This window comes from Mesorhizobium sp. M0496 (genome assembly GCF_040321205.1).
GTDB lineage: Bacteria > Pseudomonadota > Alphaproteobacteria > Rhizobiales > Rhizobiaceae > Mesorhizobium.
The window spans coordinates 61,018-76,289 of sequence record NZ_JAMYRC010000034.1; the positions used below are offsets into that span (position 1 = coordinate 61,018).

Below are 15,272 nucleotides of genomic sequence, written 5' to 3' on the forward strand. Positions count from 1 at the left end.
TCATCATGCCGCCGGCGCGGACATTGCCGTCTCGTCCTGCTTCGGACGATTGGCGGGCAGCTGCGTACCGGTCAAAACATAATAGGCATTTTCGGCGATGTTGGTCACGTGGTCGCCGATGCGCTCGAGGTTCTTGGCGCAGAACAACAGATGCGTGCACGCCGTGATGTTGCGGGGATCTTCCATCATGTAGGTCAGCAGTTCGCGGAACACCGACGTGTACTTGACATCGATGCGCTCGTCGTCGGCGCGTAGTTTTGCCAACGCCTCGGCGTCGCGGGCAGCATATTCCTCGATGACGCCCTGCACCTGGATCAACACCAGTTGCGCCATTCCATCGATCGAGTGCGAAAGGTCGCGCGGCGTAACGCTGAGGCCGACAGTGCCGACGCGCTTGGCGATGTTTTTGGCAAGGTCGCCGATGCGTTCGAGATCGCCGGCCATGCGGATCGAACCGACGACATGGCGCAGATCGTCGGCCATCGGCTGCCGCTTGGCGATCAACGTGATGGCGCGATCGTCGAGCTCGCGCTGACGCGCATCCATGATGGCGTCGTCGGAGACGACACGCTGTGCCAGCGCGTTGTCGGAATTCAAAAGCGCCTTGGTCGCACCGCCGACCATCGAGCTGGCGAGATCGCCCATGTCGCTGATGAGCCTGCTGATCTGACCGAGATCCTCGTCGAAAGAAGCGACTGTGTGTTCGCTCATGATCCTGTCCCTCGTATGCCTGAACTCAGCCGAATCGGCCGGTGATATAATCCTGCGTGCGCTTCTCGCGGGGCGACGTGAAGATCTTCTCGGTGCGGTCGAACTCGACCAGCTCGCCCAGATACATGAAGGCCGTCTGCTTCGACACGCGCGCCGCCTGCTGCATGTTGTGGGTGACGATGACGATCGTGTAGTCGGCTTGCAACTCGTCGATCAGCTCCTCGATCTTGGCGGTCGACAGCGGATCGAGCGCCGAGGCCGGCTCGTCGAGCAGGATGACTTCCGGCTTCACCGCCACGGTACGGGCGATGCAGAGCCGCTGCTGCTGGCCGCCGGAGAGGCTGAGGCCGCTGGCGTTGAGCTTGTCCTTGACCTCGGTCCAGAGTGCTGCCCGCTTCAGCGCCTGCTCGACGCGACCGTCCATCTCGGACTTGCTGAGCTTCTCATAGAGCCTGACGCCGAAAGCGATGTTTTCATAGATCGACATCGGAAATGGTGTCGGTTTCTGGAACACCATGCCGATCTTGGTCCGCAAAAGGTTGAGATCCTGCGAGCGGTCGAGAACGTTCTGGCCGTCGAGCAGCACCTGACCTTCGGCGGTCTGCTTGGGATAGAGCTCGTAGATGCGGTTGAAGACGCGCAGCAGCGTCGACTTCCCGCAGCCCGAAGGCCCGATGAAAGCGGTGACGCTGCGCTCCGGCAAGGACAGCGTGATGTCCTTCAGCGCCTTCGACTGGCCGTAGTAGAAGTTGAGGTTCTTGACCTCGATCTTGGCCTTGGCGGTGGCCTCGGCGGCGATCGTCATGTCTGGAGACAACATCTGGCTCATTTGTCCTCTCTGCGTCCGGTCAGGCTGCGAGCAACGATGCTGAGCGCGAGAACCGTCAATGTGATGATGAGTGCGCCGGTCCAGGCCAGTTGCTGCCATTCCTCGTAAGGGCTGAGAGCGAACTGGAAGATGGTGACAGGCAGGCTGGCCATCGGCGCGTTGAGATTGCTCGACCAGAACTGGTTGTTGAGCGCCGTGAAGAGCAGTGGCGCCGTCTCGCCGGAGATACGGGCTATCGACAGCAATATACCGGTGACGATACCGGAAAGCGCGGCGCGGTAGGCGACCGACTTGATGACCACCCAGCGCGGCGCGCCGATCGCGGTGCCGGCTTCGCGCAAGGCGTTCGGTACCAGGTTGAGCATGTCTTCGGTGGTACGCACGACGACCGGAATGACGAGGATGGCGAGCGCGACAGCACCGGCGATTGCCGAGAAATGCCCCATCGGCCGCACCATCAGTTCGTAGACGAACAGGCCGATGATGATCGACGGCGCCGACAACAGGATGTCGTTGATGAAGCGCACCACGGTGGTCAGCTTGGAAAAGCGACCATATTCGGCCATGTAGGTGCCGGCCAGCACGCCGATCGGCGTACCTACGATGACGGCGATGATCGTCATCACCACGCTGCCATAGATGGCGTTGAGCAGGCCGCCAGCGTCGCCGGGCGGCGGCGTCATCTGCGTGAAGACGTCAAGGGACAGGCCGGCGGCGCCCTTGTAAACCAGCGCGCCAAGGATGAGCGCCAGCCAGGCAAGTCCGATGCCCGCCGCGGTGACGCACAGCGTCATCATGACGGCATTCTTCCTCTTGCGGCTCTGGTGAAGCGATGTGGCTGTCGACATCGGTCAGGCTCCGGTGCGGGCATCGATGCGCATCAGCATGTAGCGGGCGATGGCAAGGATCAGGAAGGTGATGACGAACAGGATCAGGCCGAGCGCCACCAGCGAAGACGTGTAGAGGTCGCCGACAGCTTCGGTGAACTCATTGGCGATGGTCGCGGAGATCGTCGTTGCCGGCGCGAACAGCGAGGTCGAGATGCGGTGCGCGTTGCCGATGACGAAGGTCACCGCCATGGTTTCGCCGAGCGCGCGGCCAAGGCCGAGCATGACGCCGCCCATGATGCCGATCCTGGTGTAGGGAATGACCACGCGGCGGGTCACTTCCCAGGTTGTGCAGCCGATGCCGTAGGCCGATTCCTTCAGCACCGGCGGCACCGTGTCGAAGACGTCCTTGGTGATCGAGGTGATGAAGGGCAGCACCATGATGGCAAGGATCAGCGACGAGGTCAGCAGGCCAATGCCGTAGGGCGGACCGGCAAACAGGCTGCTGAGGCCGGGAATGCCGTGGAAAACGCCGATGATAAAGGGCTGCACCGTCGTCTGCAGGAACGGCGCCAGCACGAACAGGCCCCAGATGCCGTAGATGATCGAGGGGATGCCGGCGAGCAGCTCCACCGCCATGCCGATCGGCCGCCGCAGCGGGCGTGGGCAAAGTTCGGTCAGAAAGATGGCGATGCCGATGCCGAGCGGCACGGCAATCAGGATGGCGATGGCGGAGGTGATGATGGTGCCGTAGATCGGCGCCAGCGCGCCGAACTTCTCTGTCACCGGGTTCCAGCTTTCGCTGGTCAGGAAGGAGAAGCCGAAGGTCGACAGGGCTTGCCAGGAACCGGCAAAAAGCGAGATCGCAACGCCGCCAAGCAGGACCAGCACCAATATGGCGGCAGCCCGGGTCATTCCGTGGAAGATCGCGTCAGTCAGCGCGAATCGTCTGACAATCGCGTCGCGCGAACCTCGAATGGCTGGCAAGGCTTCCTGGACAGCGCTCATGTGAAGCTCGGCTCTTTGAGTTGAGGAAAAGGAGCGCCGCGGCGCGGCGCTCCTTCAAAGGAAGTTACTCGCCGGCGTAGACGGGCTTGCCGTCGGCCTGGATATCGGCCTTCCAGGAGGTCTTGATCAGGTCGACGACGCTGTCGGGGATCGACACATAGTCGAGCGCCTTGGCGGTTTCCTTGCCGTCCTTGTAGGCCCAGGCAAAGAACTTCAGCGCTTCGCCGGTGGCTGCAGCATCGTCGGGAACCTTGTGGATCAGCACCCAGGTCGAGGCAGCGATCGGCCAGGTGGTGTCGCCGGGCTCATTGGTGATGATGACGTTGAAGTTCTTCGCGCCCTTGAAATCGGCATTCGAAGCAGCGGCGCCGAAGGATTCGAGCGACGGCTCGACGACCTTGCCTGCGGCATTCACCAGCTTGGAGTAGGACAGGCTGTTCTGCTTGGCATAGGCATACTCGACATAGCCGATGCCGCCGTCGGTCTGCTTGACGGTGTTGGCAACGCCTTCGCTGCCCTTGGCACCGACGCCGGTCGGCCATTCGACCGCCGTGTCCGAACCGACCTTGTCCTTCCAGTCGGGCGACAGCTTGACCAGGTAGTCGGTGAAGTTGAAGGTCGTGCCCGAGCCGTCCGAGCGATGCACGACGGCGATCGCGGTGGACGGCAGGGTGAGGGTCGGGTTCAAGGCCTTGATCGCCGCATCATCCCAGGTAGTGATGGCGCCGAGGTAGATCTGGGCCAAGGTCGCGCCGTCAAGAACCAGTTCGCCCGGCTTGACGCCGGTGAGGTTGACGATCGGCACGATGCCGCCCATCACCATCGGGAACTGGATGAGGCCGTTCTTTTCCAGGTCGGCATCGGACATCGGCTTGTCGGTGGCGCCGAAGGTCACGGTCTTGGCGATGACCTGCTTGATGCCGCCGCCCGAACCGATCGACTGGTAGTTGAGGCCGACGCCGGTGTCTTTCTTGTAGGTGTCGGCCCACTTGGCGAACACTGGATAGATGAAGGTCGAGCCGGCGCCGGAAAGATCAGCTGCCATTGCCGCGGAAAGGGTGAAAGTGGACGCCGTAGCCATTGCAATCGCAACGGCCGCTGAGCGGATGAAATGTCTCATGTGGCCTGCTCCTGTTCGGAAGATGGTCTCTCGGCGCCATTCCTCTCGGCGCCCGCTGAGGCCAATAGCCTTCGATTATTACAGTCGCATGACAGTTTGATGTCACCCCGGTAACGCGTGTCCGGGACGAGCAAAATGCCGCCTGGCCGGCGCTCCCGATGGAACGCGGCTTTGCCCCCGGAATCAGGGACTTGCTACATTTAGGCCGTAGGTGGCCGGCGATTTGGGTTTCAACAGGATTTTATAAAGAAAAGCCGGACGGGAGCGCGTTGCTCTCGGCCACGGTGTCGTGGCCGGGCCATCGCCGAAAACAGGTCCGTTGGGGTAGGTTGACGCTGTCTCATGCCGGCGGTCGCTGCTCCCGCCCGTAACTGGAAAGAGCGGAATTCGAATGTGGTCATTCTCTCGGCTGCGTGCCGCCTTTGATATGGCGCGATCGCGCCATAGTCTTGGCGTTGGCGGTAGCCGCGAATCTTCGCCGAATGGGCAAATGCATATCGCCCAGAAGGGCTCCGGCTTTGGGAGCACAACATGCGCAACGCGGTTTGGGGGTGTGCGACGCCGGCCTTTAGCCGGCGTTGCGCTGAGCCTGGCGGCTGGCGCCGACCCAGCGCTCGACTTTCTCGAGCAGGGCCCTGGGGCTGATCGGCTTGGGCAGATAGTCGTCCATGCCGGCCTCCAGGCAGCGTTCGCGATCGCCCTTCAGCGCATGCGCGGTGACGCCGACGATCGGCACATGCGTGCCGGTCTCTTCCTCCAGCCGGCGAATCGCGGCGGTCGCCTCCAACCCGTTCATCTCCGGCATCGAGACATCCATCAGGATCATGCACGGATTGAGCCGGCCGAAAGCATCGAGCGCCTTGCGGCCATTGCCGACGATCTCGAAACCATAACCGGTCTCGCCGAGAATCTGGGTGAACACCATCTGGTTCACCTCATTGTCCTCGGCAACCAGGATATCCAGCCTGAACTCGCCACCACCCGTCGCGGGTAGCCGGGGGCGTACCGAAGGCGGCTGCAGCAGCGCCCGCTGCTCCGCCGGCGCCGACGGCTGTGGCCGCGCCACATTGCCTGGAGGGACGGTGCCGGCGAGCGGCGGGACGTCGCTGCCGGTCGTGGTGTGGCGATGCCGCTGGATGGTGGCGACCAGCGTTTCCAGCAGCACCGATGAGCGCGCCGGCTTGATCAGCTGGGCATCGATGCCGAGATCGCGATAGCTGGTGTTGGCGAGCGACTGGTCGACCGAGGTCAGCATGATGATCGGCGTGCCGGCAAGGCCTGCGGTGTTGCGCACGATCCGCGCCATTTCGGCGCCGCTCATCTCAGGCATCTGGTAGTCGAGCACGACGCAATCGACCGGCACGCCATAAGCGGCGGCGGCGACCAGCACCTTGAGGCCCTCGGCGCCGCTCTCTGCCGCGCAGGAATCGAACGTCCACGATGTCATCTGCTCGGTCAGGATGGCCCTGTTGACGGTATTGTCGTCGACGATCAGTACACGCGCGCCGGTCACGTCGATCGGCATGATGCGCTGCCCGTTTTGCTCCCCGGCCCTCGGCAGCGTTACCGTGAACCAGAAGGTCGAGCCCTTGCCTTCGGCGCTCTCGACACCGATGTCGCCACCCATCAGCTCGACGAGCCGCGAGGTGATGGCGAGGCCGAGGCCGGTTCCCTCGTGCCGCCGCGTCGACGAGGTGTCGACCTGGCTGAACTTCTCGAACACGAGTTTCAGTTTTTCCTCGGGGATACCTATGCCGGTGTCGGTGACCGAGATCGTGAGTTTCGTTCCGGTCGGAACCCTCTCGCCGGTGACGTCGACCAGCACATGGCCTTCATCGGTGAATTTCACCGCGTTGCCGAGCAGGTTGGTGACGATCTGCCTGATGCGGCCGACATCGCCGACGAACAGGCTCTCGAGACGAGGTTCGACGCGCACGATGAGTTCGAGATCTTTCTCCTTGGCGCGTGTCGACACCAGCGTCGCCACATCCTCGATCGCTTCGGCGAGATTGAAGGGCGCCGGATCGAGCACCAGCTGACCGGCGTCGATCTTGGAGAAGTCCAGGATGTCGTTGATGATGGTGAGCAGCGCGTTGCCCGATTTGACGATGATGTCGGTAAACGTCTTCTGCTTGGGGTCGAGGTCCGATTTGGCCAAGAGTTCGGCCATGCCGAGCACGCCGTTCATCGGCGTTCGGATCTCGTGGCTCATATTGGCGAGGAATTCCGACTTGGCGCGGTCGGCGAGTATGGCGCGCTGGCGCGCCTCGCGCAGTTCGGCCTCGCGCATCTTCAGCTCGGTGATGTCGGTGGTCGAGCCGATCAGGTAGAGCGAACCGTCGGACGCGATCATCGCGCCCTTGCGGGCGAATTGATGCCTGACGCTGCCGTCGGCCAGCGTCACCGTCTCCTCGACCTCCTGGGTTTCGCCGGTGCGCAGCACGGCGAGGTCGCCATTGACGAAGGCTTCGCCGTCCGGCCCGAAGATCTCGATGTCGGTCTTGCCGATCGCCTCATCCCTGCCGAAGCCGGTGAGATCGCTCCAGCCCTTGTTGACGTAGAACTGCCTGAGGTCGGAGCGCTTGGCGTAGATCGACACCGGCACGTTGTCGATCAGGCTGCGGAACACCTCGTTCTCGCGCATGCTCTCTTCCAACGCGCGCTCGCGTGCCTTGACCTCGGTGATGTCGGTGCTGGAACCGACCAGATGCACCGATCCGTCCAGCGCCACCAGGCGGCTCTTGCGCGTCATCAATTGCCGAATCGTGCCGTCGCGATGGGTGACGGGTTCCTCGACCTCCTTGAAGGCGCCAGTCACGGCGACTTGCGTGTCGTCATGGCTGTAGCCATCGGCGTCCTGCACTCCGAACAGCTGGCGGTCGGTGCGGCCGATGACCTCCTCCTTGGCGAAACCGGTGATCGCGCACCAGGCCTTGTTGACGAACTCGATGCTCAGGTCCTGCGCCTTGATGAAGGCGGCGACCGGCAGCTCGTCCAACACGTGCCGGAACAGATCGATCTGGCGCATCGAGTCGCGCAACGCCGCCTCGCGGCTCTTGATCTCGGAGATGTCGACCCGCACGCCGATGAAGGTGCCATCGCCGGTCCGCATGTCGTAGACCTGATACCAGCGGCCGTCGGGATTGGGGCGTTCGAACGAGGAACTGGGCAAGCGGTAGCGGGCGAGGATCGCATCCAGCCAGCGGTCGGGATGGTCGTCGTAGAGCTTGTCGACTTGCGGGTCGCCGCTGCTGCGGAAATAGCCGTTCGCATGGCCGAGGACGAGCGCCTCGCGCAATGTGCGGCCGGGCTGCCATGCCGGCTTCAGGGCCGGCAGCGTATCCTGGATCTTGCGGTTGGCGAAAACGAACCTGTCGTCGCGATCATAGATGATCACGGCGGCCGGCAAGGATTCCAGCACGCTGGCGAGATGCTGACGCGCATCTTCGGCCTCGGTCTCGCGGCGCTTCATGTCGGAAATGTCGAACAGGAAACCGGCAACGTAGTTGCGGCCGCTGGCCATGCCGACGCGGCTCTTTCTGACGATGCGCGAACGGCTGGCGCCATCGGCCTCGAAATTTTCTTCCACTTCGTACGGGCGCCCGCTGGCAAGCACGTCCCGTTCGCTCTGCTCGAAAAGCGCGACAGCGTTCGGCGAGAGGAAATCGCCGCCGGGTTTGCCGAGCATGGCTTGCGGCGTCTGGCCAAACAAGGCGGCGAACGCCTCGTTGACGAAGACGAAGCGCAGATGGTCGTCCTTGACGAAGATCGGATCCTTGACGGCGTTGATCACCGCTTCCGCCAGTCGCGCTTTCTCCAGCGCGTCGGCAAGTTCGGCCTCGCGGTCCTTCATGTCGGTGACGTCGACATAGGAGATCAGACGCTTGCCGCCGGCCAGCGGCGCCATCGACGATATCAGCGTGCGGCCGTCATTGCGCGGGAACTGCCGCGATCCGGCGGTGCCGGCCCTGATTTCCGCCTCGCGCTCGGCGATATGCCGCCGCCATGTCGCGTCGTCGGAACCAAACGGGTCGATGTCGCGGCTGGCGTCCATCAGATCGCGGAAGCCGCAGCCGATCCCGGCGCGGCGAGCGTCGATCTGCCAGAAATCGTAGAAGGCACGGTTGACGACTTCGGCGCGCATATCGGCATCAAGGACGAGGACGCCGATCGGCATCTGATCGACCATGGTGTGGAGATTGGCGAAGGTCTCGGCGATTTTGGCGTTGGCGCTCTCGATCTCGGCATCGCGATTCTTGATTTCGGTGACGTCATAATAGGTCAACAGCCGCTTGCCTCCGGACAGCGCTGTCACCGAGAACATCATCGTCCTGCCGTTGGCGTGGAGAAACTCGCGTGGCGCGACGGAACCGGCGCGAATCTCCTCGATGCGGGTGGCGAGGTAACGCTGCCATTGCCCTTCGTCGATGTCGCCATAGATGCCGTTGCGGCGGTTGAGTTCCATCAACAGGCTGAACGGAGCGCCGACGGTGACAGTGCCGTCCGGAATCCTGGAAAGGTCGCGATAGGCCTTGTTGATGATCAGCGTGTCGAGCCTGGCATCGAGAAGCACGACGCCCATGTGCATGGCGTCCATCGTCCGCTCGAGATCGACCAGATGCTGGTCGCTCTCGCCGCCCGCCGACGGTTCCTGCCCCGGGGTCTGGAAGGCGCCTGCCAATGCGGTGACGTTGCGGCCGATACCGCGATAGCCGGCAAACCGTCCCTCGCCGTCGAACCTTGGAAAGCCTGACGTCAAAACCCAGCGGCAGTCGGCGCTGCCACCTTTCAGTTCATAAACGAAGTCGCGAAACGGCCGGTGCGCCTGCAGATCCTCCAGATGCGCGGCACCGCTGCGGTCGCCGTTCAGGACCTGGTTGAGGAAGTCGAAGCGGAACCGGCCAAGCACGTTTGCCGGATCGATGCCGGTGGCTGCCTGGTAGTTTTGCGAAAGCCAGGAGAATCGCAATTCGGCGTCGGTCTCCCAGACCCAGTCCGAACCGGCTTCGACAAGTTGGCGAAGCGCATCGGTCGAATCCATACCTGTGGCGGACGATGATGCATCGTCGCCATGCGCCGTCGATTTGCGAGGCCCGCGCTTGCCGCGCGCGCCAATTGTATCGTCCGCTTCCGCCATGCCGTCCCCACCCCGAAAACCAAGGCCGAACCCTCCTCTCGGTTCGCCGGCGGAATGTGCCCGAGAAGCATTAACGATCCGCTAACCTTAACGGCCGGTTGGATAAATCGGCCGACACGGCCTGCGTTATTCCGCCGGTTGTCGGCGGGACCAAAGCCGCTATATTAGCTCCAAGGGGTATTTGCGGATGTTCGGACGGATTGTGCCTTTTTTCATGGGGCTGGCGCTGCTTTTCGGCAGCGGCTGCTCGCGCAGTTATGACGGCACCGTCGTCATCCCGAGGCCGCTCGATGCCCGGCGTTTTTGGGACCGGCCGCCTCCGAATGTCGACTACGGGCCATCCCAGGTCGAGAACAGCGCCTTTCCGGTGGCGCCACAGCCGAGGCGATTTTCCGAGCGCAGGGTCATGACGCATGCCGCGCCCAGACGGCACCAGACGAAGCTGCCCGCGTCAGCCTCCCTTTCCTCGCCGACGAAGCCGCTGGTATGCAGGAACGTTAGCGAACCCGGCAAGAGGGCTCGCATGGTCTGCGACTAGATCGCGCAAGCACGATCAGCAAATAGCGCAGCTTGCCTTCACAGCGAGGCTGCGCCCTTTTTCGGCTGTTTCGCACCGAGCTTGTCGAGTGCGAGACGAACCTGACGCAAATCGTCCTGCCAGCCGTCATCGTCGTCCATCGGACTCTCCGAGGCTGCCCGCTGCAGCCCGCGCGCCTCGGATTCGATCTCGCGCAGTTCAGCGATTTTCTGTTCGGTGGTCAGGGAGCCGTCTTCGACGATCTCCAGCACCCGCATTTCCCTGAACGTGGCCATGGCGTTTCTCCTGGCTGATGTCGATCACAACGCCGTGAGCGCCTCTCTGTTCCTCCGTGTTCAGCCGGATCGTAACAGGGCTCGCTGCAACCCGGCCATCCGCCAAGTCGGAAAGGCTGGCGGTCAGTCGGCGGGGAAGAAGGCCGGGCCGACCACGCGCACCGATCGCGTGCTGGCCTCGATCGACTGCTGCTGGGCGGCGCCCGGAGCTTCGGCATCGGTCGTGGGAACGGCCGCAACGGTGCCAAGATCCGGTTTTGCCATCGGCAGCGGAATGACGGCGTTGCTCATGTTGGCGGGCGTCACCGTCCTGGCTCGCAGTTCGGTGACCCGCTGGTAATAGCGCTTGACGTCGCATGCCTTGAAATTCGCGTCATCGCGGTATCTGAAGGCCGCCGGCAACTCGGTGTAGGGCTTGCGCGTATCGAGCGCGGCCATCTGGTCGGTTTCGAGGTTGGCGTCGCTCAACGTGTAGAGGTCGACGCCGGGATCATCGCAGATGTAACGGCACTGGTCGGCCGTCTCCTTCAGATCGCCGCTGGCGGCGAATTGCGACTTTGGCGCCGGGAAGAAATAGCCATCCGACAGGCGCACGCAAAACAGCATCGCATTGCCGCCGAGCGTGGCCCCGGCCGATTGGGTGCTGGGTGCGGCGCGCGCTGGCCGTTGCTTTGCCAGAGGTGCGCAGCCAAGCGCGACGAAGCGCGCCTGCAGGCCCGATGTGTCCTGGCCCGAATTCGCCGCGGCAGCGATCCGGCGCTGCACGTCCGTGCGGCTCCTGGCGAGGTCGGCGCAGGCGTTGAAGAGGCCACCGAGCGAACTTTTCGCGATGCACTGGCGCTGTCTCTCGATATTCTGGATGGCGGCAAGCTGCCGGCGCAACTGGGCAAGCTCCGGGCTTGCCCCGCCGCCGCGGCCGGCCGAAAGCAACTGGCTTCTGATCGCGCCGCAGCTGTCCGCATGCGACGAAAGCGTGCCGAGCAAAACCGCCGACACCGATATCAGCGCGATCATCATGAGAGGCGAGAAACGGGTCATCGGGACAACTTGGTCCTTGTCGCTGAGAACCTGGAATTACAGTACTTGACTTCGGCAAGCTTTAGCTAAATGAGTAAAGTCTAATTCTTTCAAGCTTTTCCACCTGAATAGACCTTTACCTAGTGTATTAGGTCGTCTCCTGTAAATTCGATATTACATTTTTATTTCAAGATTGAGACGAACCCCAAAACAATGCGGCGACGATCGTCGAGGGTCCGGCCGCGCGACGAACCCGTGATCAATCCGCCGTTACCGCCAGGCGCCTTTGAAACCGTTGCCCGGTCTTGGGCGTTGGATGGTCAAAGGAGAACGCAGATGTCGATCCACTTCACGGTCTCGGACCTGACAAGAAACCTGTTTTGCTCGCTAGGGCTGGATCACGGGCGCGCGCCAAGGCCTCTCAACCCCGAGCAAAGCCTGCTACTGGAATGCTATCTGGCCGGCCAGGTTCCGGAGTCGGCCTGGAACGACTACGTCTTCGAGACGCCTGACCTTGCCCGGCATGCCGAGGCAAGGCGCAGTCACCACTGAGCCCCGGCATGCAGCACCGCTGCGTGCGCTGCTTGCGGGCTTACTTGGGAGAGGCGAATTGCAACGTGAACACGTTGCCAGCGATTCCTTGCGCCAGCTTCGGCGAAAAGGTCAGCGGCAGACAATTCTGCAAGGCCGTTGTTGCGGCGTCGACAAACGATCTTTTCGCCTTGGCATCGCCATCCACCTTGATGGCCGTCGGCCTCGGTGGGCCGATCAGCGTGCCGTCCCGCTTGAAGCTGAAGCTCAGGGTCACGCTGGCGGTTCCGGCGTCCGCCGGTGGCGTCCAGCACGTCTGGATGGCGGCCCCGACATCGTTCATGGTGTTGAGTTCAGCCGCCTGTGAAGGATGAATGGCGCTCGCCAGCATCACGCCCGCAACCGCAACACTCCTCGCAACGCTTTTCATCGCCAGCCCTCATCTCATGCCTGATCGGCAATCCGTGCCGGACTGCCAAAATGGATGGTAGGGCCAAAGCAGGCGATGACAATATCTCCGGCAAAAGTTGACGCCAAAAAAGCGACACAGAGGCTGGCGCGCCAGACCGGTGCTTTCACACTCGGCGATAGCGCGCAAAAAGCAAAAAAGGCCGGCATTGCGCCGACCTTTCCTATCGCCACGACGTTCTGCGCCAGTACATCCGTGGTCGCGGGCCGAAAGCGAATTACCGGCAGTAGACAGGGCTTTGGTTAACGAATCCCTAACCTCAGGCCTTGGCCTGCGACTTCACATGGGCGATGTAGCCGCGCACGTCGCCGGCCGGCTCGCTATAGGCCTTGCCAAGCTTCTTCTCGACCGCCGCTACATAGTCCTTCGCCCATTTGGGCAGAGGATAGTCGATGACGGCCAGGAATTCGAGCGTCGCCGCCAGGCGGATATCGGCGATGGACGCGTTCTTGCCGCCGATGAACGGCTTGCCATCCCTGAAGAAGCTGTGGAAGACCTCCAGCGGCTCGGCGATCGCGGCCATCGCCGCCTTCTGGGCTTCGGACTTCTTGTCCGGGTGGGCGTCGCTGTGGCCGACCTCGCCGGCATATTGCGGAAAGCCGAGGAACGGATAGGTGGCGCGCGCCACATAAGGGTAGAGCGTACCGACCAGGTAGAACATGGCGCTGTCGATCATCGCCCGCTTGGCCGGCGCCTTCGGATAGAATTTCTCCAGCCCGTGCTTGTTGGAGAGGTATTGCATGATGGCGCAGCTTTCCCACAACACGCCTCTGGGAAGGCCCTTGTCCTCGATCATCGGCGTCAAATGGGCGGGGTTGCGCGCCATGAATTCCGGCGAGCGGGTGTGGCCCCAGGCATCGGTCTCGGCGGCATCCAGCCCGGCCGCCCGCGCGAACACCCGAACAGTCATGTTGTTGACGCTGGGCTTCAGCATGCTGAGCTTTACGCCAGGCCTCTTCGCCGGCTTCGCCTTGGCCCCAGGCGCGGCTTTTGCCGTCGCCTTCGTGGCGGGCTTGGCGGCTGCCTTGGCCGTGGGCTTTGCCGCAGCTTTCGCCGCCGGCTTGACGGCTGCTTTGGCTGCCGGTTTCCTGGCACTCTTCGTCGCTGTCTTGGCCATCTTGTTCCTCCCTCTGGTCTGTTCAGTATGGGTTCTTCGGCGCCCGGTCGTCCGACAAGGTTGCGCGGGAACGCTCGACGAGCGACTGGATCGCATCGGCGAGATGCACTTCCGCGATGTTGTAGTCGCCGCGCGCGACACGCAGCCTGTGCGCTTCCATCAACACGTCGGCATGGGTGAAGCCCGCCGGCGGTTCGAAGCGGTAGGAGGCCAGTTCGATCAGCAGGCCGAGCGGATCCTCGAAATAGATCGAATCCATAAAGCCGCGATCCTTGACGCCGCTGTGCTTGATGGCGCGCTCGTCGAGCCGTGCGACGGCCTGCAGAAAGGTGACGCGCGACACCGAAAAAGCGATGTGGTGGACGCAACCCGGATCGGTCGGCGTGCGCCGTTTTTCCGGCGTGCGGCTCTCATCGGTGAAGATAGTGATCAGTCTTCCGTCGCCCGGATCGAAATAGAGGTGGCTTTCGCTCGCTTTGTCGAGGTTCGGCTGCTCGAAGATGAACGGCATGCCGAGCATGCCTTCCCAGAAATCGATCGAGGTCTGGCGCCCGGCCCCGACCAGGGTGATGTGGTGAACGCCCTGCGATTGCAGCTTCTGCATTGGCCTTCTCCCCCGATCTATCCGGCACCCGGCATTTCTATGCGCCGCTGGAACCGTGCCTCAGGATTCATGACGCAATGCTAATGCAATCGGCCCCGCTGCGCCAGAAGCGACGAACGTGGCCAGGTTCGGACGATTGATGGAGTAGCTCTGAGAGATCCGTGGTCTAGGGTCGAAAGCGAATTGCGCCCAATCCCCAGCACGCTACCCAATCTCGGCACGCTAGTTGAGAAATTTGATCTTCTTGAAAGCCATCATCTCTCCCATGACGTTCCCGCTGTCATCGACCTGCTGGCCTTGCCCGACCGTAACCGTCACACGTTGTCCCTTGTAGCGGGACGGCATCACGGTTTTCTCGTTCCAGCTTTCGCACTCGGGAGCGGCACACAGGCCGACTTGCTCGGCCCTCTTGCCGTCGACAATGGTCAGGTAGCAATTGTCGCCGCATTCGAAACCTCGAATGGTGCCTGTGATCCTCCTATCCTTGGAGAAGGACGGACCACACTGGGCGAACAGGGACACGGAGACGACAAGGACCAAGGCCAGTTGTTTCATGCGGACAACTTGCTGTAACGTACCGTGCGGCGCAAGCATCATATGTGACGAAGATATCTTGGTACGCCCAAGGAGAATCGAACCCCTATTCCCGAGCTGCAAACGTATCCGGCCGGTGGGCCGACCGGATAGATGACTTACGACCCGCTGCTGTTGACCGTAGTGCCGACGGTCGTGAATATGCCGTTGAGCGAATTGCCAACCGCGCCGGCGCCGGTGATGATCGCCAGCGCGATAAGAGCCGCGATCAAGCCATACTCGATCGCCGTCGCGCCAGACTCGTCCCGTGCGAAACGGTAGACTATTTTCTGCATTTTCAACCTCCTGGGCTTATTAAAGACAGCACTAATATGCTGCCGCGCGGGTTGCGGAGCAGTTAAGGTTCTCGGTTGCGGGTCCGTTAATATTTGCCGGAAAAATGAAATGAAGGCTGGAGTCGCGGGGTGCCATGATCGTGTCCCGCTGCGTGGTGTAGCTGACGGCTTGGTCGCCGCGCTCTCCGGCATGGGGCCGGGCTGATCAGCGTGCCACGGC

The 15,272-nt window shown here is 62.5% G+C and carries 16 protein-coding genes; 1 reads left to right on the forward strand and 15 read right to left on the reverse strand.

Annotated elements, in window-relative coordinates:
• Nucleotides 1–3: 3 nt before the first annotated feature.
• The 9 genes from phoU to NKI73_RS24695 form a co-directional block, all read right to left on the reverse strand.
• Nucleotides 4–711 (reverse strand): phosphate signaling complex protein PhoU, encoded by a 708-nt coding sequence (gene phoU, locus NKI73_RS24655; protein ID WP_352633393.1) that lies wholly within the window; start codon nucleotides 709–711, stop codon nucleotides 4–6.
• A gap of 25 nt (nucleotides 712–736) precedes the next feature.
• Nucleotides 737–1,540, reverse strand: a complete 804-nt coding sequence (gene pstB / locus NKI73_RS24660) for a phosphate ABC transporter ATP-binding protein PstB (protein ID WP_126070813.1) — start codon at nucleotides 1,538–1,540, stop codon at nucleotides 737–739.
• Complete coding sequence (gene pstA / locus NKI73_RS24665; protein WP_352633396.1) at nucleotides 1,537–2,388, reverse strand: phosphate ABC transporter permease PstA; 852 nt, start codon at nucleotides 2,386–2,388, stop codon at nucleotides 1,537–1,539. Before pstA ends, pstB begins: the two co-directional genes overlap by 4 nt.
• 3 nt (nucleotides 2,389–2,391) lie before the next feature.
• Nucleotides 2,392–3,375 (reverse strand): phosphate ABC transporter permease subunit PstC, encoded by a 984-nt coding sequence (pstC, locus tag NKI73_RS24670; RefSeq protein ID WP_352633398.1) that lies wholly within the window; start codon nucleotides 3,373–3,375, stop codon nucleotides 2,392–2,394.
• 64 nt (nucleotides 3,376–3,439) lie between these two features.
• The gene (pstS, locus tag NKI73_RS24675) at nucleotides 3,440–4,495 is read right to left on the reverse strand and encodes a phosphate ABC transporter substrate-binding protein PstS (RefSeq protein ID WP_352633400.1); all 1,056 of its coding nucleotides are present in this window, start codon (nucleotides 4,493–4,495) and stop codon (nucleotides 3,440–3,442) included.
• Nucleotides 4,496–5,063: 568 nt separating this feature from the next.
• Complete coding sequence (locus NKI73_RS24680; protein ID WP_352633402.1) at nucleotides 5,064–9,632, reverse strand: PAS domain-containing protein; 4,569 nt, start codon at nucleotides 9,630–9,632, stop codon at nucleotides 5,064–5,066.
• A 330-nt stretch (nucleotides 9,633–9,962) separates the two neighbouring features.
• On the reverse strand, nucleotides 9,963–10,145 hold the full coding sequence (locus NKI73_RS24685; protein WP_352633404.1) for a hypothetical protein: 183 nt from the start codon (nucleotides 10,143–10,145) through the stop codon (nucleotides 9,963–9,965).
• Between the two features lie 63 nt (nucleotides 10,146–10,208).
• A complete protein-coding gene (locus NKI73_RS24690; protein ID WP_352633406.1) occupies nucleotides 10,209–10,445 on the reverse strand; it encodes a hypothetical protein in 237 nt (78 codons plus the stop codon).
• 123 nt (nucleotides 10,446–10,568) lie between these two features.
• Nucleotides 10,569–11,483, reverse strand: a complete 915-nt coding sequence (locus tag NKI73_RS24695; protein ID WP_352633408.1) for a DUF2865 domain-containing protein — start codon at nucleotides 11,481–11,483, stop codon at nucleotides 10,569–10,571.
• 315 nt (nucleotides 11,484–11,798) lie between these two features.
• On the opposite strand from NKI73_RS24695, the gene NKI73_RS24700 reads away from it, so the two are divergent.
• The gene (locus NKI73_RS24700) at nucleotides 11,799–12,014 is read left to right on the forward strand and encodes a hypothetical protein (protein ID WP_352633410.1); all 216 of its coding nucleotides are present in this window, start codon (nucleotides 11,799–11,801) and stop codon (nucleotides 12,012–12,014) included.
• A gap of 40 nt (nucleotides 12,015–12,054) precedes the next feature.
• On the opposite strand, the gene tolA is transcribed toward NKI73_RS24700, so the two are convergent.
• From tolA to NKI73_RS24730, 6 genes are all read right to left on the reverse strand, one after another.
• Complete coding sequence (gene tolA, locus NKI73_RS24705; RefSeq protein ID WP_352633412.1) at nucleotides 12,055–12,423, reverse strand: cell envelope integrity protein TolA; 369 nt, start codon at nucleotides 12,421–12,423, stop codon at nucleotides 12,055–12,057.
• Nucleotides 12,424–12,437: 14 nt separating this feature from the next.
• On the reverse strand, nucleotides 12,438–12,611 hold the full coding sequence (locus NKI73_RS24710; RefSeq protein WP_352633414.1) for a hypothetical protein: 174 nt from the start codon (nucleotides 12,609–12,611) through the stop codon (nucleotides 12,438–12,440).
• A 110-nt stretch (nucleotides 12,612–12,721) separates the two neighbouring features.
• Nucleotides 12,722–13,579 carry a glutathione S-transferase family protein gene (locus tag NKI73_RS24715; RefSeq protein WP_352633416.1) on the reverse strand — a complete coding sequence of 286 codons (858 nt, stop codon included), beginning with the start codon at nucleotides 13,577–13,579 and terminating at the stop codon, nucleotides 12,722–12,724.
• 22 nt (nucleotides 13,580–13,601) lie between these two features.
• Nucleotides 13,602–14,183 carry a VOC family protein gene (locus tag NKI73_RS24720; RefSeq protein ID WP_352633418.1) on the reverse strand — a complete coding sequence of 194 codons (582 nt, stop codon included), beginning with the start codon at nucleotides 14,181–14,183 and terminating at the stop codon, nucleotides 13,602–13,604.
• A gap of 222 nt (nucleotides 14,184–14,405) precedes the next feature.
• Nucleotides 14,406–14,738 carry a hypothetical protein gene (locus tag NKI73_RS24725; RefSeq protein ID WP_352633420.1) on the reverse strand — a complete coding sequence of 111 codons (333 nt, stop codon included), beginning with the start codon at nucleotides 14,736–14,738 and terminating at the stop codon, nucleotides 14,406–14,408.
• Nucleotides 14,739–14,875: 137 nt separating this feature from the next.
• Nucleotides 14,876–15,052: a Flp family type IVb pilin gene (locus tag NKI73_RS24730; protein WP_352633422.1), complete on the reverse strand. Its 177-nt coding sequence runs from the start codon at nucleotides 15,050–15,052 to the stop codon at nucleotides 14,876–14,878.
• Nucleotides 15,053–15,272 lie beyond the last annotated feature (220 nt).

What these genes read in the sequence shown, in the direction of transcription:
- phoU (WP_352633393.1), bottom strand. Translation starts at nt 711, where the DNA reads ATGAGCGAACACACAGTCGCTTCTTTCGACGAGGATCTCGGTCAGATC.
- pstB (WP_126070813.1), bottom strand. Translation starts at nt 1,540, where the DNA reads ATGAGCCAGATGTTGTCTCCAGACATGACGATCGCCGCCGAGGCCACC.
- pstA (WP_352633396.1), bottom strand. Translation starts at nt 2,388, where the DNA reads ATGTCGACAGCCACATCGCTTCACCAGAGCCGCAAGAGGAAGAATGCC.
- pstC (WP_352633398.1), bottom strand. Translation starts at nt 3,375, where the DNA reads ATGAGCGCTGTCCAGGAAGCCTTGCCAGCCATTCGAGGTTCGCGCGAC.
- pstS (WP_352633400.1), bottom strand. Translation starts at nt 4,495, where the DNA reads ATGAGACATTTCATCCGCTCAGCGGCCGTTGCGATTGCAATGGCTACG.
- NKI73_RS24680 (WP_352633402.1), bottom strand. Translation starts at nt 9,632, where the DNA reads ATGGCGGAAGCGGACGATACAATTGGCGCGCGCGGCAAGCGCGGGCCT.
- NKI73_RS24690 (WP_352633406.1), bottom strand. Translation starts at nt 10,445, where the DNA reads ATGGCCACGTTCAGGGAAATGCGGGTGCTGGAGATCGTCGAAGACGGC.
- NKI73_RS24695 (WP_352633408.1), bottom strand. Translation starts at nt 11,483, where the DNA reads ATGACCCGTTTCTCGCCTCTCATGATGATCGCGCTGATATCGGTGTCG.
- NKI73_RS24700 (WP_352633410.1), top strand. Translation starts at nt 11,799, where the DNA reads ATGTCGATCCACTTCACGGTCTCGGACCTGACAAGAAACCTGTTTTGC.
- tolA (WP_352633412.1), bottom strand. Translation starts at nt 12,423, where the DNA reads ATGAAAAGCGTTGCGAGGAGTGTTGCGGTTGCGGGCGTGATGCTGGCG.
- NKI73_RS24710 (WP_352633414.1), bottom strand. Translation starts at nt 12,611, where the DNA reads ATGCCGGCCTTTTTTGCTTTTTGCGCGCTATCGCCGAGTGTGAAAGCA.
- NKI73_RS24715 (WP_352633416.1), bottom strand. Translation starts at nt 13,579, where the DNA reads ATGGCCAAGACAGCGACGAAGAGTGCCAGGAAACCGGCAGCCAAAGCA.
- NKI73_RS24720 (WP_352633418.1), bottom strand. Translation starts at nt 14,183, where the DNA reads ATGCAGAAGCTGCAATCGCAGGGCGTTCACCACATCACCCTGGTCGGG.
- NKI73_RS24725 (WP_352633420.1), bottom strand. Translation starts at nt 14,738, where the DNA reads ATGAAACAACTGGCCTTGGTCCTTGTCGTCTCCGTGTCCCTGTTCGCC.
- NKI73_RS24730 (WP_352633422.1), bottom strand. Translation starts at nt 15,052, where the DNA reads ATGCAGAAAATAGTCTACCGTTTCGCACGGGACGAGTCTGGCGCGACG.